Source organism: Yoonia maricola, assembly GCF_002797915.1.
GTDB classification, from domain to species: Bacteria; Pseudomonadota; Alphaproteobacteria; order Rhodobacterales; family Rhodobacteraceae; genus Yoonia; species Yoonia maricola.
Genome location: NZ_PGTY01000003.1, coordinates 353,593 through 379,324, shown reverse-complemented (window position 1 = coordinate 379,324; position 25,732 = coordinate 353,593). Strand labels below are relative to the sequence as shown.

Below are 25,732 nucleotides of genomic sequence, written 5' to 3'. Positions count from 1 at the left end.
ATGACGGGGTTTTGGTCCCCCGTGACAAGCCGGACGCCTTACTGCCATATTTGCAGCACAAAGGCATGTTGCGCCAAATCAATGACCTGTATTGCTTTGCCTTTGACGCGCCTGTCACGCTGGACCCCGCACTTTTAGGGCCAGTGTTGCCTTTGCGGGCGGTCGGACAAACGACGCTGGCCAGCTATGATCTGAGCCACATCGTCCCTGCTGATCGTGGTATGAACCGCCTGCATGTTGTTCGACATGGGCAGCCGGTATCATATGACTTATACGCCGCCATGCCGGTGGACCCGCTTGTGTTCTGGGACTTCGAAGGGCTGGGTTTTTTACGCTCAATGCCATTGCCGAAGCCTGCCACCGTGCCACCGTTCACGCCAAAACCGCAGCCTCAGACGCCACGCGAAAGCGCTGTGTTGCAAGAAATCAAACAAGCAGAGCCGATTTACGGGGATATTCGCGATGCGGTTGATGCAGCCAAATCCTATGACGTTATGGATTACGTCCGACGCGGCGGCAGGGCTTTGCGTGGTTTGGCAGCCACCCTTTTGCTGATTTGCCTTGGCATGATCATCGCCTTCGGCAGTTTGGGCGTGCTCACCCTTGGGGCAACAAGTGGTTTGTTTGGCCTATTCGTCGCATGCTGCATCGTGTACGGGTTATGGCTGCTATTTACTGGCTCCCAAGTCATCGGCGGTAAGGGGAGCAACCGCGCGACCAGTGCCCGCGCCACCAACCGAAGTGCTGTCCCACCAAGGTATCGCGGGCCTGGTATGTTTGACCGGCTTAAGTCATGGGCATTGTGGAACACCCACTTGGGCGACAAATTACGTGCAGACCTTTCTCGGCACATCAATGAAGTCAGCCGGATGATTGAAAACGGTGAGATTGACCGCGCCCTCAAACGTGCTTTGGCGCTTGGTGCAGAGCAGGCTGCCAAGGACAACAGGCGCAACCATGGTCCTGCGTCACTACCCAAACCACGCGCGACGTTGGACATGGATTTGTCCGGCCTCGCGCGCCCGACCGCGTCCATTCTGAACGATCGGTCTTTTATTCAGATGGCCGCACAGTACCGCGATCTTGCGCAGAAACTATCGGCTGATGGTGATCATCGGCGTGCCGCGTTTATCTATTCAGAGCTTCTTAAAGATATCCCCAAAGCACTGTCAGAGCTTGAAAGGCTGAAGGCCTTTGAAGATGCGGCGAAATTGGCGACGGCACGCAAAAGCCCCGGACATATCACAGCGCGCCTTTGGTTTTTAGCGGGTAAGAAAGAGATCGCTTTGGCTTTGGCAAAACGTCATGATGCGATGGAATACATCGCAAATATCTCAGAAAAGAGTGATCCGGAGTTTGCGGCTTTTGTGCGGGGACATTGGATCAAAGATCTTATTACGGCGGGTGATCTGTCCGGCGCGGTGATGCAGAGTGCGGGCAGGCCGGCCTTGAAAACGTTGCATATTGCTGTGACGAAACAAGCTGTTCTGGCTGGCCTTCTGAGTGAAGCGCCGGTCTTGGTTGCTGCGACCATCGCGCTTGATTGGCGACCCGTTGCGCTGAACGATGATTTTATCGGCACGGCCGAGAACAGCATAGAAATACTGGAAACCTACCTGCACGACCTGATTCATGGCGCTGACCCGGTAGACGCCCCGGCACGACGGGCCTTGCTTGCGGGGCTTGTCGAACAAAAGCCCAAAAAACAATCTGGCACCGATCCGTTTTGGATAGAGCGCGCGCCGCTGCTTGGCGATGCTGTCATTCGCGCGACGCTTGCCTATGATGCGGACCACCCCGCTGCGGCACCGCTGGCAGAGCTGCGGCGGGCTGCAAAGGAAATGAACGTCACCGTGCTGGCCGAGGATTTGCGTCAAGTCGTACGGTCAAAACCTAAAACAACACCGCAAAGGCGCAGTTTCGCACTGCCCTCTGCCGCGCTGACGGTGCAGCCGCACTGGACCATGATCGCATGTGTTGGCAATGGTCACACGCTGGTTGGCGCAAAGACCGGTGAGTTGACGCTTCTGGATGCAAACGGCAAACGTCGTTGGACCGATCAGATGACTGGATTGGTGGGGATCGTCCCGATTGGGCCGGGTAGACTGGTGATTCTGATACAAGCGGATGGTGCTGAAAAACAGCTTACACTCTTGGATACGGCGCTCCACTCTTACCGCGCATTGGGACGCATCGCGCTGGTTGCCTGGCATCAGAATATGAGTGCAGCGGCATGGGTGGTTCAGACGCCACAGGCAATTGGTGCGTTTGATGTATCTGTCCTTTTGGATGATGTGCCACGCTTTGATTTCCTGTGGTCAATCACGCAGACCGTTCCCATTGTTGTTCTTGGGTTTCACGTAGGCAAAAACAGGGTCCAATGGGTGTCGCAGCGTGTCAATGGCGGCGCACCCGGCCTGATCGAAACCTGGTGGTTGAGCTTTACGAATGAGAACCTGAACGTCAGCATCGTTGATCCTGCAGGTGAGGAGGCGCGACTGGTGTATCAGACACGGCATCTATGGACCGCGGCAAACCAATTCTGGCCTGCAACACAGGCGATTTCGCCGCAATGGCAACCAAAGGGCCGGGCGCTGCGGTTGGTTCCTTATGACTTTGCGGAAGAACAAGAAGTGATGTCCAACAATGCTGCATTTTTTGACACCCTCACAGATTTTGCGCAGGTGATCGGCGTACCGGAAGAGGGTGCCTGCGTGATCAACAGCGACGCCTCAGGCGCGCCGCGTTTCGTGATGTGGCAACAGAAAAAGCAGCCCTTTGCCATACTGGAGGGCGCGACATGCGCCATGTCATCCAATCATAGCGGCAACCGCAGGCTGGCTTTGATTGACGACCATCAACGTGTCATCATTTGTGACTTCGATCTGGCAACCGTCACATTTGGGCTGCTTTAGTGATTGTCCACAAAACGTAGGACGAAAACGACGCGTTTAGTCCAAACCCGTTGACCCAAAGCCGCCAGCGCCGCGGTCGGTTTCGGTCAGCGCAGTCACTTCGATGACCTTGGGGCGGAGAACGGGTGCAATGACTGCTTGCGCAATCCGTTCACCATGCGACACCGTGAATGGATCATGGCCGTAGTTCAACAAAGCGATTTTCACTTCGCCTCTATAGTCGCAATCAACGGTTCCCGGGCTGTTTGGCACCAGAATTGACGCACGCGTTGCCAACCCGGATCGCGGTCTTATCTGCAGTTCCGTGTCTGCGGGGAGTTCAATCTGAAAACCAGTGGGCACCGCGACGGTCGTGCCGGGTGCAATGATCATTGGCCCTTCTGGAAGGCAGGCCCGCAGATCCATGCCGGCAGCACCAGGTGTTTCATATGCGGGCAGGGGCAGATCATTTTTCGGCAAACGCAAGAATTTCAAGATCATTTCTGTAACCCTGTCCATGTTGTTCATTCTATTAATGCCGTGCCTGAGTAGACCCGTCACAGTTTGATGCAACTCTTTTGATTGCACAATAAAGCTGGCTAATAAGCATTGGAGGTCGTCGTTTGACATGGGCGGGGCAATGAATAACCGTATTGGCCTTTTCATCAGGGATGGGTGACGTAGATATATAGTGAACAAAGCAGCCACGCCCTGTCACAGAAAGAAGTTTGAGTTATGTTCAGTATGACGCGAAGGGGCGTTACTTATCATCAGATCCAACAAAGCACCCCGTTGGGGCGGGCCACACTTGGGGCGATCAGCCAATGATTATGGTGGGCACCATGGCCATCACCCTTTGGGTGATTGGGTGGCTGATGAAAGCACCCTATGCAGTGCGCTGGAACATGATGGCGATACTTTTGGTTGGCGTTATGATGATTCATGTGATCTTGCCCAATGGTCATCCTTTACGCATGGCAACAGGCGGGGATGCGCGGCTTTGGGCGATTTTCTTTGGATTTGGTGTTCTGGTGTGGCTTTACCGCAAGTTTTTGGGCGTGCTGAAAGCGCGGGTCAGACAACCGCAAACGCCGCCTGTCAAATCCGAGAGCTTTTCCCCGACCGAGCTTGACCGCTACGCCCGCCATATCATCCTGCGCGAGGTTGGTGGTCCGGGCCAGAAGGCACTGCGCGATGCGAACGTCTTGGTTGTCGGGGCAGGGGGCTTGGGTGCGCCTGCGTTGGAGTATCTGGCCGCTGCAGGCGTTGGCACAATCGGTGTCGTTGATGACGATGTGGTCGAGAATGCGAACCTGCAACGTCAAGTGATCCACCTTGATCGTAACATCGGGATGCCCAAGGTCCATTCCGCGGCCGAGGCGATGAAGGCCCAGAACCCCTTTGTCACGGTGCGCCCCTATGCACGCAGACTTGAAGCGGACATCGCGGCGGATCTTTTTGCTGATTACGATCTGATCCTTGATGGCAGTGATAATTTCGAAACCCGCTATCTGGTGAACGCACAAGCGGTCGCGGCGGAAAAGCCGTTGATTGCCGCGGCTCTCACCCAGTGGGAAGGGCAGATCAGTGTTTACGATCCGGCCAAAGGCACACCTTGCTACGCTTGTGTCTTCCCGCAGGCACCTGATCCTGCCTTGGTCCCCAGCTGCGCCGAAGCCGGCGTTATCGGACCCTTGCCTGGCGTGATTGGGGCGATGATGGCGGTGGAAGCGGTGAAGCTGATCACCGGTGCGGGCGAAAGCCTCGGCGGGCGTTTGCTGATCTATGACGCGCTTTATGCCCAAACGCGTACGATTGCTGTAAAATCGGATGGGAGTTGTAAGGTCTGCAAGGGCAAGGGCTTGCGCTAGGCCTCTGGTGTTTCCGCCATCATACACTACCTATCCCTCAAAGGAGACTTGCCATGACAAACCCGCTGCTTGCTGACTGGACCACACCCTTTGGGTTGCCGCCCTTTGATTTGATCTCGGATGATGATTTTGCCCCTGCGGTTGATGCTGCATTGGTGGAATCACGGGTGAATATTGCCGCTATTGCCGACAACCCTGATGCGCCGGATTTCGTAAATACGATTGAAGCCTTAGAGCGTGCGGATGAGACGTTGGGCCGCGTGCTAGGCGCTTTTTATAACGTTGCAGGTGCTGACAGTAACCCTAAGCGCGAAGCATTGCAGCGCGATTTTGCGCCGCTGTTGAGCGCCTATGGCTCTGAGGTATCTGAGAACAAGGCGCTGTTCGCACGGGTCGAGGCGGTTTGGGAAAAGCGTGATCAATTGGATCTTACGGACGAGCAACAGCGCGTGTTGATGCTGACGCGCCGCGGCTTTGTCCGTTCCGGTGCGCAGCTGGAAGGGAAAGCGGCAGAGGATTTACGCGCCGTGAAATCGCGGCTGTCGGTTCTGGGCACGGAGTTTACGCAAAATCTGCTGGCCGATGAACGGGAATGGTTCATGAAACTGGATAAGGATGATCTGATAGGCTTGCCTGATTTCGTGGTGGCGACAGCCAAGGCCGCTGGTGAAGAGAAAGAGGCGGACGGTCCGGTTGTCACCTTGTCCCGGTCCCTGATCGTACCGTTTTTGCAGTTTTCAGAGCGGCGCGATTTGCGCAAGAAAGCCTATGAAGCCTGGGGTGCGCGTGGTGCCAATGGCGGCGCGACTGATAACCGCGGCATTGCGGCCGAGACCCTAAAACTGCGTGAAGAACGTGCCAATCTGCTGGGCTACGACACTTTTGCGGACTTCAAGCTTGAAACCGAAATGGCCGGCGCACCGAGTGCGGTGCGAGATCTTCTTATGAAAGTGTGGAAGCCTGCGAAGGCTGCGGCCGAGAATGATGCTGCCGTCCTCGAACGTATGCTGCATGCCGAAGGATTTGATGGCCCTTTGGAGCCGTGGGATTGGCGTTTCTATGCGGAAAAGCGACGCAAGGAGTTGCATGATCTCGATGAGGCAGAGCTAAAGCCATACCTACAACTGGACCGTATGATCGAGGCCGCCTTTGCCTGCGCCAACCGCTTGTTTGGGCTTGAGTTCGCGGCCATCGAAGGACCGGCCTATCACCCTGATGTGCGCCTGTGGGATGTCACCCGCGATGGCGTGCATGTGGCGGTGTTTATGGGTGACTATTTTGCGCGCGGGTCCAAACGGTCGGGTGCTTGGTGCTCTGCCATGCGATCGCAACAGCGATTGAGCGGCGATATTCGTCCGCATGTGGTGAACGTTTGCAATTTCGCAAAACCCGAGGCGGGGAAACCTGCGCTTTTGTCCTATGATGATGCGCGCACGTTGTTTCATGAGTTTGGTCATGCCCTGCATCAAATGCTGTCTGATGTGACTTACGAAAGCATTTCAGGCACCTCCGTTGCCCGTGATTTTGTTGAACTGCCAAGCCAGCTTTATGAGCACTGGCTTGAGGTGCCGGAAGTGCTGGCAGAGTTTGCGACGCATGCCGAAACGGGCGAGCCGATGCCAGAGGATTTGTTGCAACGGATGCTGGGCGCCGCGACTTATGACATGGGGTTTCAGACCGTCGAATATGTCGCCTCAGCCCTCGTTGACCTAGGTTTTCATGATGGCCCGGCCCCGTCCGATCCAATGCAACGGCAAGCGGAAATCCTTGAAGAGATCGGGATGCCACACGCCATTCGTATGCGCCATGCAACACCGCATTTCGCGCATGTCTTTGCGGGGGACGGGTATTCCAGCGGATACTACAGCTATATGTGGTCCGAGGTCATGGATGCAGACGCATTTGCCGCCTTTGAAGAGGCTGGAAATCCCTTTGATGCGGACACAGCCAAACGGTTGGAAGAAACCGTTCTTTCATCTGGTGGATCCGTTGATGCAGCGGACCTCTATACTGCTTTTCGTGGTCGTTTACCGGGTGTCGAAGCGCTGCTGAAGGGGCGCGGTTTGGACAAGGCCGCCTAGTCGCGGATTTCGGCGTTCGATACGCCCCATAACGCGGTTTTAAGCGCCCAACCTTTGTAGCCGCCCGCAGTCAGTTGGCACCATTCGGGATTGCAATCACCCAGCCGGGCAACGACGCCCGGCTCCAACATTGCATTTTCGAGTGCGCCCGGTTCGGGGCGGCTGCGCAGAACGGTTTCTGGTTCTTCAATCACAACTGTGCGCGCGCCAGAGAGCATGCGGTAATGCACCCAGCCACCTTGCCCATCGCGGTCGATGACCCGCCGCCAATGGCCGTATTCAGCGATCACTTGCAGTGGCATACTTTGGCGTTGAAAGACCCAATCGATCCGATGAGACAAGGATGGGCCACGACGGACGTTCGCCTCACTCGCGCGCAGCGAGACATAGCGCGGCAGGGGCAGGTTGGTTTCAGGGCCGATGGCAGGGCCTTCGTCGCCTTGCTGCGCGTACATTGCGCCCGCACCAATCATGACCGCGAAGGCTGCGATGTTAAAAAACCGAAACCAAAGTGCAACTGCACCCATTGTTGACCCTTACTGCTCTTTTTGCTGCGCGCGGTTCTTGTGCTGCGCGTCCCTTTCGCGCAACCTGCCATGACAGGCTTCATTTGAAAACCCGTGGGAGGGGATTGCATGTCAGGTAAGCAGCTAAGTGTTGTCGTGACGCGACGGTTACCTGAGGTGGTGGAAACCCGCCTGAAAGAGCTTTTCGATGTCGAATTGCGCGAAGACGACACGCCGATGACGACCGAGCAATTGGCCGAAGCGATGGGGCGCGCCGATGTTCTGGTTTGTACGATCACTGATCAGATTGACGCGAAGCTATTGGGTCGCGCGGGTGATCAGCTCAAACTGATTGCCAATTTTGGCGCGGGTGTGGACCACATTGATGTGGCGACCGCCCGTCAACGCGGCATCCATGTATCCAATACGCCGGGCGTGGTGACAGAAGATACAGCTGATATGGTTATGGCTTTGATTTTGGGTGTCACCCGCCGGATGGCCGAAGGGTTCCGCGTGGCCCAATCTGATAGCTGGGGTGGCTGGGCACCCACCGCTATGCTGGGCGGGCGGATCAAAGGCCGCCGTCTTGGCATTCTGGGTATGGGCCGGATCGGTCAGGCCGTGGCGCGGCGTGCTGCGGCATTTGGCATGCAGGTACACTATCACAACCGCAAACGGCTACGTCCCGAGATCGAGGCAGAGTTGGACGCGACATATTGGGAAAGCCTTGATCAGATGGTGGCGCGCGTTGATATCCTGTCGATCAACTGTCCGCACACACCTTCGACGTTTCATTTGATGAACGCCCGGCGGCTCAAGCTGATGAAGCCCGAAGCAGTGATCGTGAATACCTCACGGGGTGAGGTGATCGACGAAAACGCGCTGACACGGATGCTGCGCGCAGGTGAAATAGCGGGTGCTGGTCTGGATGTGTTCGAGCGCGGACATGAGATTAACCCGCGTTTGCAAGCGCTCCCCAATGCGATTTTGCTGCCACATATGGGATCTGCCACCCTCGAAGGCCGGATCGAAATGGGCGAGAAGGTGATCGTGAATATCAAGACTTTTGCCGATGGGCACAGGCCGCCTGATCTGGTGGTCCCGGCGATGCTTTAACCACCCCAGGTTTCGGGCAAGGTTTTGAATTTATTGTCCTCTTCGATGATGTCGATGTAGTGCCGCATCGAATGCGCGAAAAGCGTTTGATGCTTTGCTGATTTGAACAGTTTTGTTTGGCCCATGTGGTGATAGGTTGAGGGCACCTTTGGCACGGGATCGTCGGTGCGGTTCACCAAAAGGCAGCGCCCATCTCGAACAACGCCGTGTTTGCTCCACTTTGGGCGTGGGGCGGCAAAGCCGATGGCGGGGGCGTTGTAGGTCTTGGACAAAATTTGCGCGGCAGCCGCACCAAGTGAATGCCCTATGATATAGTTTGGACCCACGTTCTCTGTCTTCAGCCACTCAAAAATCTCAACTGCATAGCGCAAGAAGCCCTGATGCCATTTCGTGCCAGACGCCCCTTTTTCGCTGTCGGTCGCGTGCTTTAGCACAAACTGCTGACCACCTAACCGCAGTGGGCGGAGGTTGAATTTCACGTAGTCCCGTACCGAATTTGATCCGGGCAACAGTAAGATATTGCCGTCCAGCAGATGGGCTTGCACATCGTCGTGGTCCAGAGACTTGATGACGCGGGGGCTTACAATCCGCCCCGCTTTGTAGCTGGCTTCGGCCAGCGTTGCGGCATCTTTCAGTCTGTAAATCGTCATCACAATACCTCCAAATGGTAAAAGCGAACCATGATTGGTGCTTTCTGCCCAGTCGGGAAACCCTGACCCTTGTCGGTTTTGCGCCGTATCCGGTCGGCTGGTTCTTTCTCTCGGCGGCGGTTTCGCGCAAATTAGCGCCAAGGATGCCAAGGGGAATCGTCATCATGAAAACGCAAGTCAAAGCATTGGTCGTCGGTGGTGGCGCTGTTGGCACATCGATTGCCTACCATCTGGCCAAGGCAGGCTGGGACGATGTGATGCTGCTTGAACGGGATGAGCTGACGTCTGGTTCGACTTGGCACGCGGCGGGCCTGCTCCCCTTGTTCAACATGTCCTTTGCAACGACACATATCCACAAATACTCGGTCGATTTTTACAAGTCGCTTGAGGAAGAAACGGGTCTGAACGCCGGTTTTGCCGTGGTTGGCAATCTGCGCATGGCGCAGACACAGGAACGGATGGATGAATATATGCTTTATGCTTCCACAGCCGAGACCTGCGATGTGCCTTACGTCTGGATGACACCGGATGAGATTAAGGCGAAATGGCCTTTGATCCGCACAGAGGATTTGAAGGGCGCGCTTTACCACCATACTGACGGCTACATTAACCCTGCAGATGTCACGCAGGCCATGGCCAAGGGCGCGCGCCAGCGTGGTGTTATGATTGAGCGGAAATGGCAGGCGGATGCCTTTGAATGGACCGGTGAGGCTTGGGAAGTCACCTGCACGAAGATGGTCGAGAAGGGCGGCAACCTTGTGCCCTCGGATGAGCAGATTGTCATCACCGCAGAGCATGTTGTGACCGCATCGGGCAACCATGCGCAGACGACTGCCAAGAAGCTTGGCATAAAGATCCCCGCGATCCCGGTGGAACACCAGTTTATCGTCATGGACAAAGACCCCGCGCTGGAAGCGTTCCGCGCTGCCGGCAATGTGGAACATCCTGTTGTGCGCGATGCTGATGCACAGTCTTACGTGCGCGAGGAACGTGGTGGTTGGATTTTGGGTGTTTATGAAAAGGGCGCGCCAGCGGTCTTTGAATATGGTGTGCCTGATAGTTTCCGTGCTGATCTCTTTCCGCTCGATCTGGAGCGGATTGAAGAGCAATATATGGCGATGATCCACCGCATTCCCTCTTGCGAGGACAGCGGGCTGAAGGACGATTTCAACGGTCCAATTTGCTACACGCCCGATGGTAATCCACTTGTTGGCCCGGCACCGGGGCTTAAGAACATGTGGCTGGCCGAAGGTTTTTCCTTTGGAATCACTGCGGCGGGCGGTACAGGCTATTACCTCGCCCAGATGATGGTTGATGGTGAAGCAGAGATCGACATGGCGTCGCTTGACCCCAAGCGTTACGGCGATTGGATGACAACCGAGTTTGCAGCGCGCAAGAATGAAGAATGCTACGACCACGTCTATGTCCTGCACCATCCGGATGAAGAGCGGCCAGCCTGCCGCCCTTTGCGCACGTCGCCTGCTTATGACCGGCAGAAAGAACGCGGGGCGCAGTTTGGATTTGTGAACGGGTGGGAGCGGCCGAACTACTTTGCCCCGGCCGAATTTGACGACAAGGCAAGCCGGTCTTTCCGTCGTGGTGGCTGGTGGCAATATGCGGTGGAGGAGGCCAAGGCTATTCGTCAGGGCGTTGGTCTGATCGACGCCACAGCCTTTGCCAAACACCGCATCAGCGGGCCGGGGGCGACGGCGTTTCTGGATTGGTTTACGACAAACAAATTGCCGCGTGTGGGGCGTATCAATCTGACCTATGCGTTGACCGATCATGGGACGACCAGGACCGAGTTCACCATCGTCCGATTGGCCGAGGATGATTATTACCTCGTGTCGGCCGGTGGCTGGCACGCTTATGATCAGGATTTCCTTTACAAGGCTGTGATGGAGAAGGAAGAAGAGTTCGGGCGCATCAACGAGCAGGATGTCACGACGCAATGGGGGGTCTTTGCGATTGCTGGCCCCAAGTCGCGCGACGTGCTGAACGCGGTGATCAAGGATGCGGACCCCGCCACGGCGCTATCCAACAAGCGCTTCCCGTGGTTATCTGCCAAGCCGATTGAGCTGGGCATGTGCCCGGTCAATGCGATCCGTGTTGCCTATACCGGTGAATTGGGGTGGGAATTGCATCACCCCATTGAGATGCAAAACTACCTCTTTGATCTTCTTGAAAAAGCGGGCCAACCATATGGCATGAAGCTGGTCGGTGCACGGGCGCAAAACTGGCTGCGGCAAGAGAAGTCTTACCGCGCCTTTGGGACGGAACTGGGGCGTGATGCGACGCCGCTGGAGGCCGATCTGCCGCGATTTGTGGACTTGTCTAAGGACTTCAACGGGAAGGCGGCGATGGAAGCGACCGGCATCCGCTCCAAATGTGTGACACTGCTGATTGATGGACCGACAGATGCCGATCCTTGGGGGCGCGAGGCGCTTTATGGGGTGGATGGCACGCGCGTGGGGCGTCTGACCTCGGGGGGGTATTCGGTGGTTTTCGAGAAGTCGATTGGTATGGGGTATGTGAAGCCGGAACTGGCAGAGGTGGGCACAAAGCTGCAGGTCAAGATGCTGGATCAGTTGTGGAATGCCGAGATTGTCGAGGACAGTCCCTACGATCCGAAAAACACTACGATCCGCGTGGATGGTTAACAGATGCGGCGATGTAAGGTGGGTTTAAACCCACCTTACTTTTCGGCAAGGCGGTTCCGCTTTCGCTTTGTTTAATCTGGTCTGGCAATGCACGCCTGAAGTGATGCCCGCTGTCGGCCGTGGGCGTCAAAGTTCGCCGGATTAAGCCATGCTTCATATCCCCTTTGCAGCGCAGGCCAATCACGATCAAGGATTGAAAACCAAGCCGTATCGCGGTTGCGCCCTTTGTAAACCCGCGCTTGTTTGAACAGCCCATCATATTGAAATCCCAGCCGCGCTGCCGCCGCCCGGGATGGCGCATTCAGCGCATCGCATTTCCATTCGTAACGGCGATAGCCTAACTCACCCATAACGCGTTTCATCATCAGATACATTGCCTCGGTCGCCATGACGGTCCGTTGCAGCGCGGGGGCAAAGGTGATGTAGCCCACCTCTGCCACACCGTTTTCAGGTTGGATGCGCAAGAAGCTGGCGACGCCAACGGCCTGACCGTTTGATTTACCGATGATCGCGAAAAAGAGTGGGTCTTGACTGTCGGCCGCCTGCGCGACCCAAGCCGCATAGTCGCTCTCGGATTGGAACGGGCCGGTCGGCATGTAAGTCCAAAGTGCCCCGCTTTCGTCTTGAGAAAAGGCGGTATGCAGTGCGGCGCTATGCTGTCTTTCAAGCGGAACCACGTCGCAACTGCTCCCGTGCATTGGTGTGCGCGGGATCGGGTCACATCCGGTCCAGTCGGAAACTGGGGCGCCAATAGGCTGGCCGTGCGCGTTGAAGTGATCGGTCATGCAAACCTCTGTGGTGATAGCGCCGCAATCGTGTCTTCGGGAAGCTCTGATCGGGCTCCGCTTACCAGATCAGCAAGCAGTTGGCTGGCGCCGGGTGCCGATTGCATCCCATATCCACCCTGTCCCGCACACCAGATGAAACTGGGATCGCGTGGATCAGGGCCTAGAACAAGGGTCCGGTCTGGTGAAAATGTGCGCAGCCCGGCCCAGGAACTCAACAGGCGCGTGACCGGTTCTGTGACATGCGCCTCATAGCGCGCCAAGCCTTCTGCGAGTACGATGTCATCGGCGTAAGCGTCATGCGGCGTTGTCGGGTCTTCTTCGGCGGGCGACACGATCAGCGCGCCTGCGTCGGGTTTGGCGTACCAGTTTTCTCCGGGGCCAAACAGCATCGGCCATATGCTGACGTTATGTGCGCCGGGTGCAGGGATACGCGCCATGGACCGGCGCAGCGGGGTAAAGCCAAGTGGCGCAATACCCGCCATTTCAGCGATGGGATCGACCCACCCCCCTGCCGCATTCACCAGATTGCGGACCTTAAATTCTGTGTCCCCGGCGCTGACCACCCAGCCGGTATTGATCCGTCTGATCCCATCAACACATGTCTTTGTATGGATTGTTGCACCGTTGGCGCGGGCGCTGCGCGCGAAGGTTTGGATCAGCTTATCGGTATCAATGTCCCATGCGGATGCATGGTATGCAGCGCGATCAACAAGCCCCGTATCAAGGATCGGCAGCATGTCTCTGGCGTCTTGCAGGCTGATCGGGTCAAGTTGCATATCTTTTTGGTCAGCATCAAAGGCATCGGCTGTGGCCGCGGTCCCGATCAGCATCAAGCCACGCGGGCTCAAGACATCCGCCTTTTCATGAAATGCTTGGCTGGCTTTGTTCAGCATGACCGTGGACGGCTTGCCGTAGTTTTGCTCAAACATCGCAGCGGACCGGCCGGACGCATGATAGGCCAGCGCGTCCTCCCCTTCCAGCAGCGTGACGCTCCCAAGCTGAGACAGGCGCGCTGCGGCAGAGACGCCTGCAATGCCGCCGCCGATAATCAGAAAATCGATCATTGCTCTTCAAGCCTGTCTGTCGCGGGGGGCGGTGTGATGCTGAGCGCCGTGATTTGATCGTAAAGGTCCGGTGTCATTTCGAACGACATTGCGGCGAGTGATGGTGCCAATTGTGCCGCTGAGCGTGCCGAAATGATGGGAAGCGGATGCACGGCATGCCCTGCCGCCCAAGCAACAGCAAGCGTGGCGGGGTTGATGCCCAGATCAGCGCCCAATGCATCCAGTCTTCCGGCCGTTTCATGCATCCAGTCTTGGTCATAGCGCGCCTTATAGCGTGGGTCTTCGGTCAGGCGTCCTGTGCCGCCTTGGGTATATTTGCCAGTTAAAAGCCCGCCGCCCAAGGGCGAATAGGGGGCGACGGTGATGCCTTGGTCGGCGGCCATCGGGAACAGTTCAACCTCGCTTTGCCGTTTGACAAGATTGTACATGGGCTGGATCACGTCGATTTTGGTATCAAAGGACTGAGCCACCGCCTGCGCCTTCATCACCTGCCATGCGGCATAGTTCGACACGCCGATGTGCCGGATCATCCCTTGGGATTGCAGTTCTGCCAAGGTGTGAAACGTGTCTTCAAGTGGGGTGTCATTGTCAAAGCGGTGCATGTAAAGCAGATCGACCGCATCCTCATTCAGGCGCGTGCGGGATGTATCGAAATGCGAAAGGATGTTGGCACGAGAGGCGCCCCCTGCATAGCCTGCCTTTGTTGCAAGATAGATGTCGTCGCGCATAGGCTTGATCAGGTCACCCAAGATCGTCTCGGATGCGCCATCAGTATAGATGACGGCCGTATCAAAGTGATTGACGCCGCTGTTATATGCGGCCTCAAACATCGCCGTGCTTTCGGTCCGGTTGGCCTTGCCGCCAAACTGCATCGCACCGAAGGTGAGCCTTGAAAGCGGGGCGCCATTGCGCGTTGTCAAATCGGTCATTTCAGAACTTTGGCATGGCTGTGATATGATGAAAAGACGTGGTGATATTGGAGAGCACGATGGGACGTGAAACGGTCGCAGTCTGTTATTGGGAGGGTCATGTAGCTGAGGCAAAATTACATTTGGATTCCATATCTTTACGACTTCGTGGTGCGATGAGGATTGATATTCCACGGGGGCAGATTACGGGTGTCACCCTCGTGGATGAGGGAGTGTGCGTGGCGATAGATGGCCCTGAATTGATGATAGAAATGGGGTTGCCCGAAGCGGCGCGCTGGCAAAAGGCGTTGTTGAAAAAACCGCCGACCTTGGCCGAGAAGCTTGGGGTGTCTTCGCAAGACCCGGCCTATGTGTCGGGCGCATATGAGGACGCGCCATTGCAAGATGCCTTGGCCGACGCCACCGTGAACGAACCGCAGCAGGCTTCTATACTGATTGCAGTCCTGACGGAGGTACCTGATTTGGAGGCCGCTAGTAATCTTGCGCTTGCTCATCCTGATAAGCATGTCTGGATGATAAACCCCAAAGGCAAAGCTGCCACCGTTGGCGATACAATGATCCGTACCCATATGCGTGGGCGCGGGTTTATTGATAGCAAAACCAGCGCAGTTTCTGATCAGCTGACCGCGACACGTTATCGTCTCAGAGCCAAATAGCACGGGACGCATTGACAGTCCTGGCATTGGAATGGCTACTACGGAGCAAATGAAACCAAGCTTTAGTCAAATAATGCCGATACCATTTTTTCCTGCCATTCATCTCAAGCCGAATTTTCCATGACCGCTGCATTTCCAGTTGCGCGGTTTGGTCAGGTGATTGGCCTTTTGGGTGGGTCTTTTGATCCGCCACATGCGGGCCATGTACATATTTCAAAGGTTGCATTGAAGCGGTTTGGTTTGGATCGGCTGTGGTGGCTGGTGTCACCCGGTAATCCGTTAAAGGCAAATGGCCCCGCTCCTTTGGCAGACCGTATGCAGGCGGCCCGTGCGATAATGCAGCACCCGCGTGTGACCATCACGGATATCGAGGCACGGATAGGCACCCGGTACACCGCTGAAACGCTTGTCGCATTGCAACAGCACTATCCCGGTGTGCGGTTTGTCTGGCTGATGGGTGCGGATAATCTGGCGCAGTTCCATCTTTGGCAGGATTGGCGTTGGATTATGGAAAATGTGCCGATTGGCGTGGTTGCGCGCCCCGGTGACCGGATATCGGCCCGTATGTCGAAGGCGGCAAGAGTTTATGCGCAATCGCGCCTGCCCGGACGTGCAGCGCATATTTTGGGGCGGGCTGAAGCGCCGGCTTGGACCTTCGTGAATTTGCCGCTGTCGGATCAGTCTTCCAGCGCTATCCGCAAGCGAGGTGAATGGTGATGCGTTTATCACGCCGTGCAATGCTGTCAGGTGCAGCTTCCACAATTGCAACGACCGCATTTGCAGAGGCGCCATTGACGTCGCTTCGCCCGATCGCACGCACGCCCGCAAAGGATGCTATTGCCAGACTTGTGGCGAACAAGGGCTTTTCGGGTGACTTTGGCGTTGTGGTCGCAGACCTGCAAACGGGGGAGGTGCTGGAGGATCTAGACAGCAGCAAGCCACAACCACCAGCGAGTGTGACCAAGGCGTTTACAGCACTTTATGCAGTGGAGGCGTTGGGTGCAGGCCATGTATTTGAGACACGCATATTTGCTGAAGGCCGTATTGAGAACGGAATTTTAGATGGTAATTTGATTTTGGCTGGCGGAGGTGATCCGAACCTGGTCACTGATCAAATCGCGGAACTTGCACGGCGCTTGAAAGAAACCGGGTTGCGCGAAGTCAGGGGTGACTTCCTTGTGTGGGACAACGCATTGGTCAATCAAGATGAGATTGATGAGACCCAATTTGACCACCTTGGATATAATCCGACGATCACGGGTCTGAACCTTAACTTCAATCGTGTCCATTTTGAATGGAAACGCGAGGGCACCAATTACGTCACCACAATGGATGCGCGGAGTGCGAATTATCGCCCTGAGGTTACGATGGCACAGATCAGGGTTGTTGATCGCACGTTGCCTGTCTTCACATATAGGGATCTGGGCAACACCGACCAATGGACGGTTGCGGGCTCTGCCTTGAACAATGCAGGGTCGCGCTGGCTGCCTGTGCGGCATCCGGCCCTTTACGCCGGTGAGGTGTTTGCCATCTTTGCGCGCAGTCATGGGATTGTTCTGAAAGTTCCCAAAGAGACGCCGGTTGCGCCCAGCGGCACGCCGCTTGCCAGCTTTGAGAGTGCTTCCTTGCGTGATGTCATGCGCGGTATGCTGCGGTTTTCAACGAACCTGACGGCAGAGGCGGCGGGGATGGCGGCGACAGCCGCAAGGGCGGGGGTGCCGCGTGGTTTGCGCACGTCTGCTTTGGGCATGTCACGTTGGGCCAATGCGCGCGCAGGTGGGATTTTGCCGTCATTTGTTGATCATTCAGGACTGGGTGATCAGTCGCGCGTGTCGCCAAGCGATATCGTGCAGTTGTTGCGCGCACCGGATGTGATGCAGGTGCTGCGTCCGATCATGCGCGACATTGATTTGGTTGGGGAGGATCGGCAGGTGATCAACGATCCCGCCGTTTCAGTGAAAGCCAAGACAGGCACGTTGAACTTTGTCTCATCTTTGTCGGGATATCTGCGCACCAAAAATGGCCGCGATTTGGCCTTTGCTTTCTTCGCCTCTGACTTGGATGCGCGGGAGGCTGGAAAGCGCAGCGGGGCAGAAAGCCCGCCGGGCGCGCGGGGATGGAACCGCCGGGCGCGGCAGTTACAGCAGGATATCCTGCGACATCTGGCGTTCAGGCTGACCTGATCACAGTGTCATATGGCGGGCGCGCGAGCCGCGTTCGATTGCCGCGGCGTGCAGACGATCAAGATTCAATTCGTCGCGAATCTCTTCCAGCATCCGCACCTCTGGCCCTGCCACGTTGCCGTCGGCGGCGGCGACATCGCAGGACAGGGCATAGGCAGTTTCATATAAATGTTCCGGCAAGGCATCACGGATCAGCCCGAAAAGAGCTTCAAGCCCGTCTTCCTGTTCTAGCAGATCAAACACCATTTTGGACATCCGCGGCAGTCGCTCTGCATCATAGCCTGCAAAAACGGGTAGGTTGTTGATCGAGTTGCTTATTTTTACAAGCTCTGCCGTGCGGATATGCTCGTCCGACGCAGACATCGCGATCATCAGGGCGGCAAGCGCATCTTGCGCAGTCATCGGGGCGTCTTCGAGCATCATCATATCCTTTGCGTTCGCGACTACATTTATTGACGCCTTGCCTGTCTCGCAATAGGGAGTGCGCGTTGCGGCGATCACAATGATGGCCCCTGATAATGTGAGATGACCCAATGAGCACTATGCGTGAAGCAGCGATGACGTCGAAGGCCTGGCCCTTTGTAGAGGCGCGCGCATTGCTCAAACGGTATGAAAACAAGGCGCCTGAGAAGGGCTATGTCTTGTTTGAAACGGGTTATGGCCCGTCCGGCCTACCGCATATCGGCACCTTTGGTGAGGTTTTGCGCACGACGATGATCCGCCGCGCTTTTGAGGTGATTTCCGACATCCCCACCAAGCTGATCTGCTTTTCCGACGATCTGGATGGGATGCGCAAGGTGCCGGGTAATGTGCCCCAGCAAGAGATGCTGGCTGAACATATGCACAAGCCGCTGACGACCGTGCCTGATCCGTTTGGCACGCATGAAAGCTTTGGCCATCACAACAATGCGATGCTACGGCGGTTCCTCGATACCTTTGGGTTCGAGTATGAGTTCTATTCGGCCCGTGAATTTTATCAGACGGGTCAGTTTGATGAAATCCTGCTACGCGCCGCTACACGCTATGACGACATCATGGCTGTGATGCTGAAATCCCTGCGGGAAGAACGGCAGGGGACATACTCCATCTTTCTGCCAATCCATCCAGAGACGGGCCGCGTCCTCTATGTGCCGATGAAGCATGTGGACGGTGAAAAGGGCGAGATCACCTTTGATGACCCCGACGGTCGCGAATGGACATTGCCTGTGACTGGCGGCAACGTAAAATTGCAATGGAAGCCGGATTTTGGCGCGCGCTGGGCCGCACTTGACGTTGATTTCGAGATGTACGGCAAGGAACATGCGACAAATACCGCGATCTACGACCGGATTTGCGAGATTTTGGGTGGCAAGAAGCCAAACCATTTTTCCTACGAGCTGTTCCTGGATGAGAACGGTCAGAAGATTTCGAAGTCCTCCGGCAATGGGATTTCGATTGATGAATGGCTGACATACGCTTCGACTGAATCACTAAGCTATTTCATGTATCTCAAGCCTAAAACGGCCAAGCGCATGCATTTCGATGTGATCCCGAAGGCGGTCGATGAGTATCACCAGCAATTGCGCGCCTATGCGGATCAAGATGATGCTGGGCGGGCCAACAACCCGGTGTTCCACATCCACGGACATAATGTGCCGGCTTCTGATATGGTTGTGCCTTTTGCGATGCTTCTGAACCTCGCCTCTGTCTCCGGGGCTGAGGACAAGGACACGCTTTGGGGCTTTATCCAGCGTTATGCGCCGGATGCATCTGCCGCAAAAAACCCGCAGATGGATCAGGCCGCAGGCTTTGCCGTGCGGTACTACAATGACTTTGTGAAGCCTACGAAAGTATATCGCGCGCCGACGGATCAAGAACGCGCTGCGCTGACCGATCTGGCCGAGCGGCTTAAGGCGTGGGATGGCGGTTTGGATGCGGAAGAACTGCAAACGATGGTCTTTGCTGTCGGCAAAGAGCATGGGTTTGACCCGCTGCGCGCTTGGTTCACGGCCCTTTATGAGGTGCTCTTGGGCGCATCACAGGGGCCGCGCTTTGGCGGGTTCATCGCACTTTACGGTGTGGATGAGACGATTGCGCTGATCGAACAGCAGTTGGCGAGCTAGGCACTTCAAAAGAAATCAAACTATTCGGTGTTTCCCTGCGTATCCACTAAGAACGGATATGACAGGGAGGCATCAATCATGCGCGTTTTGGCATTTATATTTGGCTTTTGGCTGGCTGCGACTGCGTCGTTTGCGCAGGATGCGGATGCAATTGAAAGTGTCATCGGCAATCAATTGGACGCCTTCAATGACCGTGATGTTTCAGAGGCTTGGCAATATGCCAGCCCAAATATCAAGCGCTTGTTTGGCACCCCCGATAACTTTGGCATGATGGTCCAGCAAGGTTATCCGATGGTCTGGGACAATGCCGATGTACGGTTCTTGGAGTTGCGCGATGTGGCAGGGAACCTTTGGCAAAAGGTGATGGTGCGTGACGCACAGGGTGGGCTGCATATCCTTGATTATCAGATGGTTGAAACCGCCGAGGGCTGGCAGATCAACGGAGTACAGCTGCTGCCCGCCCCTGATGTTGGGGCCTAGGGTGTTGCGACGCTGACCGTGACGGTGCCGTCAGCCGCTCTTTAGATCATACAGGTACCCCTGAAGGCAGGTGGCCCGGCTGCGCGCTGGGCCTTTTGCGTTCTCAAGCTTCAGGGGCTCTTTTCATGAACAAAGCTATTACCGATGGTCTCGTTTTCGACCCACTCCCGTTTTCTGCGGGGCTTTCGCTGTGGTCCAGCGAGGATGGCACACCGGGATCGGACACATATGCAGGCAGCGGGTCGGGTGTCTTCGTTGCCGCTGATCAGGATTTTGCGGGGTGTCTGGAACTGCTCAAAACTGATGCGACCCAGCAGGTGCGCTATAAAGGTGAGACACCGATTTTGCCGGGGTGTTATCTGCAGATTACTGCGCGGGTCAAGGCTGTTGCAGGGGCACTGCCTGCCGTCAGCATTGCCGGTTACGCAGGTGCGGGGGGTGGTGTCCAACTGACCGGTGTGATCGAGGCGGGGCCATCGGTGCAGTTGACGACCTATGGTGAGGTCGTTGAGGTCACGGCGATTGTGGCAACCGCTGATCGCAGCGGTGTCGATCTGGTCTGGACGGATGCGGCCTATGGTCACTTTGGTATTGATCTAACCGGGCCAACGGGCGGCGTTGTGCGTCTTGATGATATCACGATTACGGATGTGTCATCCGCCTTTACTGTTGATCTGTCGGGGTTGGTCGATGTGCGCGATTACGGTGCAAAGGGCGATGGCGTGACCGATGACAGCGCCGCATTCAATGCCGCAGATGCAGCGGCTGACGGTCGGACAGTGATAGTGCCCGAAGGGGATTATCTGCTGGAAGGCAACGTCACAATGGATAACCCGGTGCGCTTTGTCGGGCGTATTGTGCAAGAGCCTGAATTTCGGTTCATCTTGCAACAAGACTATGACTACGACAGTTATCTGTCGGCCTTTCAGGACGAAGAACTGGCTTTCAAAAAGGCCTATCAGGCGCTTATCAATTTCGCTGATCATGACAGTCTGGATCTGTGCGGCCGCCGTGTGTTGCTAACCGAACCGGTTGATATGCAAGCCGCTGACCCCAGCCGCACCCGGTTTGAAACCCGCCGTGTTATTCGCAACGGTCAGTTTCAACCCGCTGATGGTGCCGCTTGGGACACGGTCGAGGTGACATCCTCTGCCACTTATTCCGCCAGTGATGACAACAGCCTGACGAATGTTGCCAATATTGCATCCATCGCTGTCGGATCGCTAGTGCAGGGCAATGGTGTGGGGCGCGAGATTTATGTCACCTCAGTGAACGAAGCGGCACAGACGCTGGAACTCAGCCGTCCCCTTTTTGATGCCGAAGGCACGCAGGTTTTCACCTTCTCACGCTTTCAATACATGCTGGATTTTTCCGGCTATGAGAAGCTGAGCCAGTTCATTCTTGACGATATCGAGTTTCAGGGCCGTGGGATCGCCAGCGGGATCATGATGGCACCCGATGGTTTTACCTTTCACGTGCGCGATTGCTTTGTGAACAGTCCCAAGGATCGTGGTATTACCTCGCCCGGCTTGGGCTGTCAGGGGATGATGCTGGACCGGTGCCAATTGATTTCAGATGAGCAAAGCGTGCCAGCGCAGAATCGCGTCAGCATCGGGTTCAATGCCAATGCGAACGATGTGAAAATCAGGGATAATCGGGTCAGCCGGTTCAGGCATTTCTGCGTGCTTGCGGGTTCGGGCAATCTGATCACCGGCAACCATTGGTTTCATGGCGACGATCAGACAAATGGCTTGCGTCTGGGAGGTATCGTCATAACCCTGCCAAACCCAAAGAGCATCTTTACCGGCAATTATGTCGACAACAATTTCATCGAGTGGACGAACGAGCATGATGCCACCCCCGCCCTAGGCACTCAGTTTTCCTTTGGTGGGCTGACGATCACAGGCAATATGTTCACGGTCAATGATGTGACGGATGCGTTCAATTTCATCGTGATCAAACCTTACGGCCCCAACCATTTTATCAACGGGTTTTCGGTGATCGGGAACGTGTTTCGGTCACTTAATGGTCGGATCGACCGGGTTGAGAATGTGGATACAAGTTTTGCTGATCTCGATTACAACCGCACGCGGAGTTTTGAATTCACCGGTAATACGTTCCACAATGTGAATGAGCCTGTTTCTAACCCGGTCAATTTGACTCATAACCAAGCGACAGAGGCAACGACATGGGTCATGCCAACCGGGACGACCTTGCCGTTTGATGGGCGCGCCTTGACCGTTGAAAGCGTAATGCCTGACGGGGCCATCACGAATGTGGGCAACACAGCAGTGCACGACCTGCCGTGGGCGGAGGGCGAGCAGGGCAGCAACTTGCGCGATGTACATCTAAACTGGAGTGCGCCGGTTAAAGGTCAGGTGCGCTATGTTGTCAGGATGGACCAGACGACAACGTAATCGTCTATGGTTTGACGACCCCAAGGGCACCCAGCGCGGTGCCCTTTTGCTTTCTGTGCTGCCCTTTTGCAGCGAGTCCAAGGGGTTATGCTGCAATGCAGAAAAATGCTGCGCCGCCGAAAGAATTGCGCTATGATTGTATAGGAATTTGGTTGATTAAAAGGGGAATGGCATGACGCCCGCATTCACACTCTCACTCACCGCGCAAGGCATGCAGGTTGCTAGCGCCGTTATTGGTCAACAAATGCGTTTCGCAGATGCGTTGATCGATCAAACCTCCGCAGCACAGCGCGCATTGATCGCACCCTACTATGCGCCGTCAAAAAGCAAAGCGCCTGCCGCCAAAAAGGCCGCTGTCAAGAAAGCCTTCGTTGCAAAGAAAAAACCGACTGCCGCGAAAAAACCAACGGCCGCCAAAGCCAAAGCGCCCGTTGCTGTGACAACGAAATCCGTGGTTGAGAAGAAAGTGGCAACGTCAAAGCCTGCCGCGCCTAAGACAAAACCTGTTGCAACCGCAAAAGCCACGGCAGCAAAGGTGGCAGCAGCTGCTGTTCCACCTGAGCCGAAAGCGGAGCCAAAGCCGAAAATAGCGATACAGAAAGCGCCAGCTGAACCCGCAGTAAAAAAGGCACCTGCCAAGGCACAGACTAAAACCGCTGCGCCAAAAAAGGCACCGCCGACCGCGAAAGCCAGCAAAGCCGCACCAAAGAAAACGACCGCCAAAAAGGCAACAGCTAAGCCCAAACCAACGGTGCCCGCGTCAAAAGCTGAAGTGACAGCGACCAAGGCGCCCAAGCGCGCGAAAACGGTCACTGTTGCGGATACCCCTTGGGACGGCAAAACAGCGCAAGCGTCGTTTTCTTAACCACAAGATTACGCTCTGACTGAATCCCACCATGCACCACATGCATGGTGGGATTGCATTTTGATGCGTTGTTGCGAGCGTGGACCCGCATTAGCTTTGTAAGTGGGAGGACAGTTTTACACCTACGAGGTTCAATATGTCGCTCCGCCCTGACAACACTTTGATTTCTAACCGCGAAATGCTGGCTGAGTTGCTGGCCATGCCTTTTCGCATGACCGCTGGCTTGCTCAAGAACTTTGCCACAAACACTGCCCGCGCGCAGGCATTGCGCGAAATCGCAGCAATTCCTGAAGAAACATTGCGCGCCAAAGGTCTGACCCGCGCCGATCTGATCACGATGACCTTTCGTCACGACGGCTAGAAGTAAATTATTGACTGTTTCCAAGACGATCACTGTTCTGGGCTTTACAAAATTTACAAGCGGGCGCAGTGATCTCTTGGATTCGGCAAAGTTTTCGCCATGATGGCCTCTGAAAGTATACCATCAGGGGGGAATTGCCGTGACAGATCAACCAGCCGGAACCTATGCGCCGTCGGCGGATATGGCCGCAAATGCGCATGCTGACAAAGCAACATATGAAAAAATGTACGCTGCATCCATCAACGATCCAGAAACATTCTGGGGTGAACATGGGAAGCGGCTGGACTGGATCAAGCCCTATACACGCGTCAAGAATACCAGCTTTGCGCCGGGTAATGTTGATATTAAGTGGTTCGACGATGGCACGCTAAACGTCAGTGCCAACTGTATTGACCGTCACCTCGCAACACGCGGCGATCAGACCGCAATCATTTGGGAACCCGACAGTCCAGATGATGAAGCACTGCATATTACCTATAATATGCTGCACGAGAAAACGTCCCTTATGGCCAATGTGCTGAAAGAAATGGGCGTTGGCAAAGGCGATCGTGTGGTTCTTTATCTGCCCATGATCCCCGAAGCCGCCTATGCGATGCTGGCCTGCGCCCGGATCGGGGCGATCCATTCGATTGTGTTTGCAGGTTTCTCTGCCGAGGCGCTGGGCGCGCGCGTCAATGCCTGCGACGCTAAAGTTGTGATCACCGCAGATGGCGCACAACGTGGTGGTCGTGTGACTAACCTAAAGGACAGCGTGAACCAAGCACTGTTGAACGACTTTGACGAGGTGAAATGCCTTCTGGTCAAGCGCACCGGCCAGCAGATCGCATGGCGCGATGGGCTGGATTACTGGCTGCATGAGATGGAAGAAAAAGTCAGCGCTGACTGCCCTGCGGAGGAAATGAGTGCCGAAGATCCGCTGTTCATTCTGTATACCTCAGGCTCTACCGGTCAGCCAAAGGGTGTTGTCCATTCTACCGGTGGTTATCTGGTTTATGCCGCGATGACGCAGCAATACACTTTCGATTATCACGACGGCGATATCTTTTGGTGTACCGCAGATGTGGGCTGGGTGACTGGCCACAGCTATATCGTCTATGGACCGCTGGCGAATGGGGCCACGACGATCATGTTTGAGGGTGTCCCGACTTACCCCGATGCGGGTCGTTTCTGGGCGGTGTGCGAAAAGCACAAGGTCAACCAGTTCTACACCGCCCCGACGGCCATTCGCGCACTGATGGCGCAGGGCAATGATTATGTTACCAAATACGATCTGTCCGACATCAAAGTGCTGGGCACGGTAGGTGAACCGATCAACCCTGAAGCCTGGAACTGGTACAATGATATCGTTGGCAAGGGAAATTGCCCCATTGTCGATACATGGTGGCAGACCGAAACCGGGGGGCACTTGCTGACCCCGCTGCCGGGCGCAACCGCGACCAAGCCGGGGTCTGCTACGTTGCCGTTCTTTGGTATTCAGCCAGTGATTTTAGAGCCAACATCCGGTGAAGAAATTCATGACACCGCTGCCGAAGGTGTGCTGTGCATCAAAGATAGCTGGCCGGCCCAGATGCGTACCGTTTGGGGTGATCACGAACGATTTGAGAAGACGTATTTCAGCGACTACAAAAATTACTACTTCACTGGTGACGGCTGTAAGCGCGATGAAGACGGGTATTACTGGATCACCGGTCGCGTTGATGATGTAATCAACGTTTCAGGTCACCGGATGGGGACGGCAGAGGTCGAAAGCGCGCTCGTGGCGCACGCCAAAGTCGCAGAGGCCGCGGTTGTCGGCTATCCCCACGACATCAAAGGGCAGGGTATCTATGCCTATGTGACGCTGATGAACGGCGAAGAACCATCGGATGAGCTGCGTAAGGAACTCGAAGTTTGGGTACGGTCTGAAATCGGGCCAATTGCCAAGCCAGACCTTCTGCAATGGGCGCCCGGTCTGCCGAAGACACGTTCAGGTAAGATCATGCGCCGTATCCTGCGCAAGATTGCCGAGGATGATTTTGGCGCGCTAGGCGATACGTCAACACTGGCTGATCCATCCGTGGTGGACGATCTGATCGAGAACCGGATGAACAAAGCCTGATATCCGTTGGG

21 protein-coding genes are annotated in these 25,732 nt (G+C 55.7%); 13 read left to right on the top strand and 8 right to left on the bottom strand.

The features are described from left to right. The first annotated feature begins 65 nt into the window (after positions 1–65). Complete coding sequence (locus tag BC777_RS16150) at positions 66–2,915, top strand: hypothetical protein (RefSeq protein ID WP_100369227.1); 2,850 nt, start codon at positions 66–68, stop codon at positions 2,913–2,915. 36 nt (positions 2,916–2,951) lie between these two features. Here the strand turns inward: BC777_RS16150 and dut are convergent, their stop codons facing one another. Continuing rightward, the gene (gene dut, locus BC777_RS16145) at positions 2,952–3,395 is read right to left on the bottom strand and encodes a dUTP diphosphatase (protein WP_211095390.1); all 444 of its coding nucleotides are present in this window, start codon (positions 3,393–3,395) and stop codon (positions 2,952–2,954) included. A gap of 323 nt (positions 3,396–3,718) precedes the next feature. Between dut and BC777_RS16140 the strand changes: the two genes are divergently transcribed. Both BC777_RS16140 and BC777_RS16135 read left to right on the top strand, forming a co-directional pair. Continuing rightward, positions 3,719–4,765 carry a HesA/MoeB/ThiF family protein gene (locus tag BC777_RS16140; protein ID WP_100369225.1) on the top strand — a complete coding sequence of 349 codons (1,047 nt, stop codon included), beginning with the start codon at positions 3,719–3,721 and terminating at the stop codon, positions 4,763–4,765. A 53-nt stretch (positions 4,766–4,818) separates the two neighbouring features. Further along, complete coding sequence (locus BC777_RS16135) at positions 4,819–6,846, top strand: M3 family metallopeptidase (RefSeq protein ID WP_100369224.1); 2,028 nt, start codon at positions 4,819–4,821, stop codon at positions 6,844–6,846. Here the strand turns inward: BC777_RS16135 and BC777_RS16130 are convergent. Further along, entirely contained in the window at positions 6,843–7,373 is a 531-nt protein-coding gene (locus tag BC777_RS16130) for an SH3 domain-containing protein (RefSeq protein ID WP_100369223.1), read from the bottom strand. The genes BC777_RS16135 and BC777_RS16130 overlap by 4 nt on opposite strands. A 108-nt stretch (positions 7,374–7,481) precedes the next feature. Here BC777_RS16130 and BC777_RS16125 point away from each other — a divergent pair, with 108 nt between their 5' ends. Continuing rightward, the gene (locus BC777_RS16125; RefSeq protein WP_100369222.1) at positions 7,482–8,468 is read left to right on the top strand and encodes a 2-hydroxyacid dehydrogenase; all 987 of its coding nucleotides are present in this window, start codon (positions 7,482–7,484) and stop codon (positions 8,466–8,468) included. On the opposite strand, the gene BC777_RS16120 is transcribed toward BC777_RS16125, so the two are convergent. Continuing rightward, positions 8,465–9,118: an alpha/beta hydrolase family protein gene (locus tag BC777_RS16120; RefSeq protein WP_100369221.1), complete on the bottom strand. Its 654-nt coding sequence runs from the start codon at positions 9,116–9,118 to the stop codon at positions 8,465–8,467. The genes BC777_RS16125 and BC777_RS16120 overlap by 4 nt on opposite strands. A 164-nt stretch (positions 9,119–9,282) precedes the next feature. On the opposite strand from BC777_RS16120, the gene BC777_RS16115 reads away from it, so the two are divergent. Next, positions 9,283–11,778: a GcvT family protein gene (locus BC777_RS16115; protein WP_100369220.1), complete on the top strand. Its 2,496-nt coding sequence runs from the start codon at positions 9,283–9,285 to the stop codon at positions 11,776–11,778. Between the two features lie 71 nt (positions 11,779–11,849). Here the strand turns inward: BC777_RS16115 and BC777_RS16110 are convergent, their stop codons facing one another. From BC777_RS16110 to BC777_RS16100, 3 genes are read right to left on the bottom strand one after another with little or no spacing between them, the layout of a single operon-like run. Continuing rightward, positions 11,850–12,563, bottom strand: coding sequence for a GNAT family N-acetyltransferase (locus tag BC777_RS16110; protein ID WP_100369219.1), 714 nt, complete (start codon positions 12,561–12,563; stop codon positions 11,850–11,852). Further along, entirely contained in the window at positions 12,560–13,630 is a 1,071-nt protein-coding gene (locus tag BC777_RS16105; RefSeq protein ID WP_100369218.1) for an NAD(P)/FAD-dependent oxidoreductase, read from the bottom strand. The genes BC777_RS16110 and BC777_RS16105 overlap by 4 nt, the downstream gene beginning before the upstream one ends. Then, positions 13,627–14,559 (bottom strand): aldo/keto reductase, encoded by a 933-nt coding sequence (locus tag BC777_RS16100; RefSeq protein ID WP_100369217.1) that lies wholly within the window; start codon positions 14,557–14,559, stop codon positions 13,627–13,629. The genes BC777_RS16105 and BC777_RS16100 overlap by 4 nt, the downstream gene beginning before the upstream one ends. A 218-nt stretch (positions 14,560–14,777) precedes the next feature. Here BC777_RS16100 and BC777_RS16095 point away from each other — a divergent pair, with 218 nt between their 5' ends. The 3 genes from BC777_RS16095 (at position 14,778) to dacB (ending at position 17,398) form a co-directional block, all read left to right on the top strand. Continuing rightward, the gene (locus BC777_RS16095) at positions 14,778–15,215 is read left to right on the top strand and encodes a hypothetical protein (protein WP_168769192.1); all 438 of its coding nucleotides are present in this window, start codon (positions 14,778–14,780) and stop codon (positions 15,213–15,215) included. Positions 15,216–15,335: 120 nt separating this feature from the next. Then, complete coding sequence (locus BC777_RS16090; RefSeq protein WP_100369215.1) at positions 15,336–15,932, top strand: nicotinate-nucleotide adenylyltransferase; 597 nt, start codon at positions 15,336–15,338, stop codon at positions 15,930–15,932. Continuing rightward, positions 15,932–17,398, top strand: a complete 1,467-nt coding sequence (gene dacB / locus BC777_RS16085; protein ID WP_311135477.1) for a D-alanyl-D-alanine carboxypeptidase/D-alanyl-D-alanine endopeptidase — start codon at positions 15,932–15,934, stop codon at positions 17,396–17,398. The genes BC777_RS16090 and dacB overlap by 1 nt, the downstream gene beginning before the upstream one ends. On the opposite strand, the gene BC777_RS16080 is transcribed toward dacB, so the two are convergent. Then, positions 17,399–17,824: a tellurite resistance TerB family protein gene (locus tag BC777_RS16080; RefSeq protein WP_375342425.1), complete on the bottom strand. Its 426-nt coding sequence runs from the start codon at positions 17,822–17,824 to the stop codon at positions 17,399–17,401. Positions 17,825–17,931: 107 nt separating this feature from the next. Here BC777_RS16080 and BC777_RS16075 point away from each other — a divergent pair, with 107 nt between their 5' ends. The 3 genes from BC777_RS16075 (at position 17,932) to BC777_RS16065 (ending at position 22,397) form a co-directional block, all read left to right on the top strand. Beyond that, positions 17,932–19,500, top strand: coding sequence for a lysine--tRNA ligase (locus BC777_RS16075; protein ID WP_100369213.1), 1,569 nt, complete (start codon positions 17,932–17,934; stop codon positions 19,498–19,500). Between the two features lie 78 nt (positions 19,501–19,578). Then, complete coding sequence (locus BC777_RS16070; protein WP_100369212.1) at positions 19,579–19,980, top strand: DUF4864 domain-containing protein; 402 nt, start codon at positions 19,579–19,581, stop codon at positions 19,978–19,980. Positions 19,981–20,105: 125 nt separating this feature from the next. Beyond that, a complete protein-coding gene (locus tag BC777_RS16065) occupies positions 20,106–22,397 on the top strand; it encodes a glycosyl hydrolase family 28-related protein (protein WP_100369211.1) in 2,292 nt (763 codons plus the stop codon). Between the two features lie 309 nt (positions 22,398–22,706). On the opposite strand, the gene BC777_RS19255 is transcribed toward BC777_RS16065, so the two are convergent. Then, positions 22,707–23,210, bottom strand: coding sequence for a hypothetical protein (locus tag BC777_RS19255; protein WP_133122580.1), 504 nt, complete (start codon positions 23,208–23,210; stop codon positions 22,707–22,709). A gap of 188 nt (positions 23,211–23,398) precedes the next feature. Here BC777_RS19255 and BC777_RS16055 point away from each other — a divergent pair, with 188 nt between their 5' ends. Then, positions 23,399–23,623 (top strand): DUF1127 domain-containing protein, encoded by a 225-nt coding sequence (locus BC777_RS16055; protein ID WP_100369210.1) that lies wholly within the window; start codon positions 23,399–23,401, stop codon positions 23,621–23,623. 139 nt (positions 23,624–23,762) lie between these two features. Continuing rightward, complete coding sequence (gene acs, locus BC777_RS16050) at positions 23,763–25,721, top strand: acetate--CoA ligase (RefSeq protein WP_281251813.1); 1,959 nt, start codon at positions 23,763–23,765, stop codon at positions 25,719–25,721. Positions 25,722–25,732: the final 11 nt, after the last annotated feature.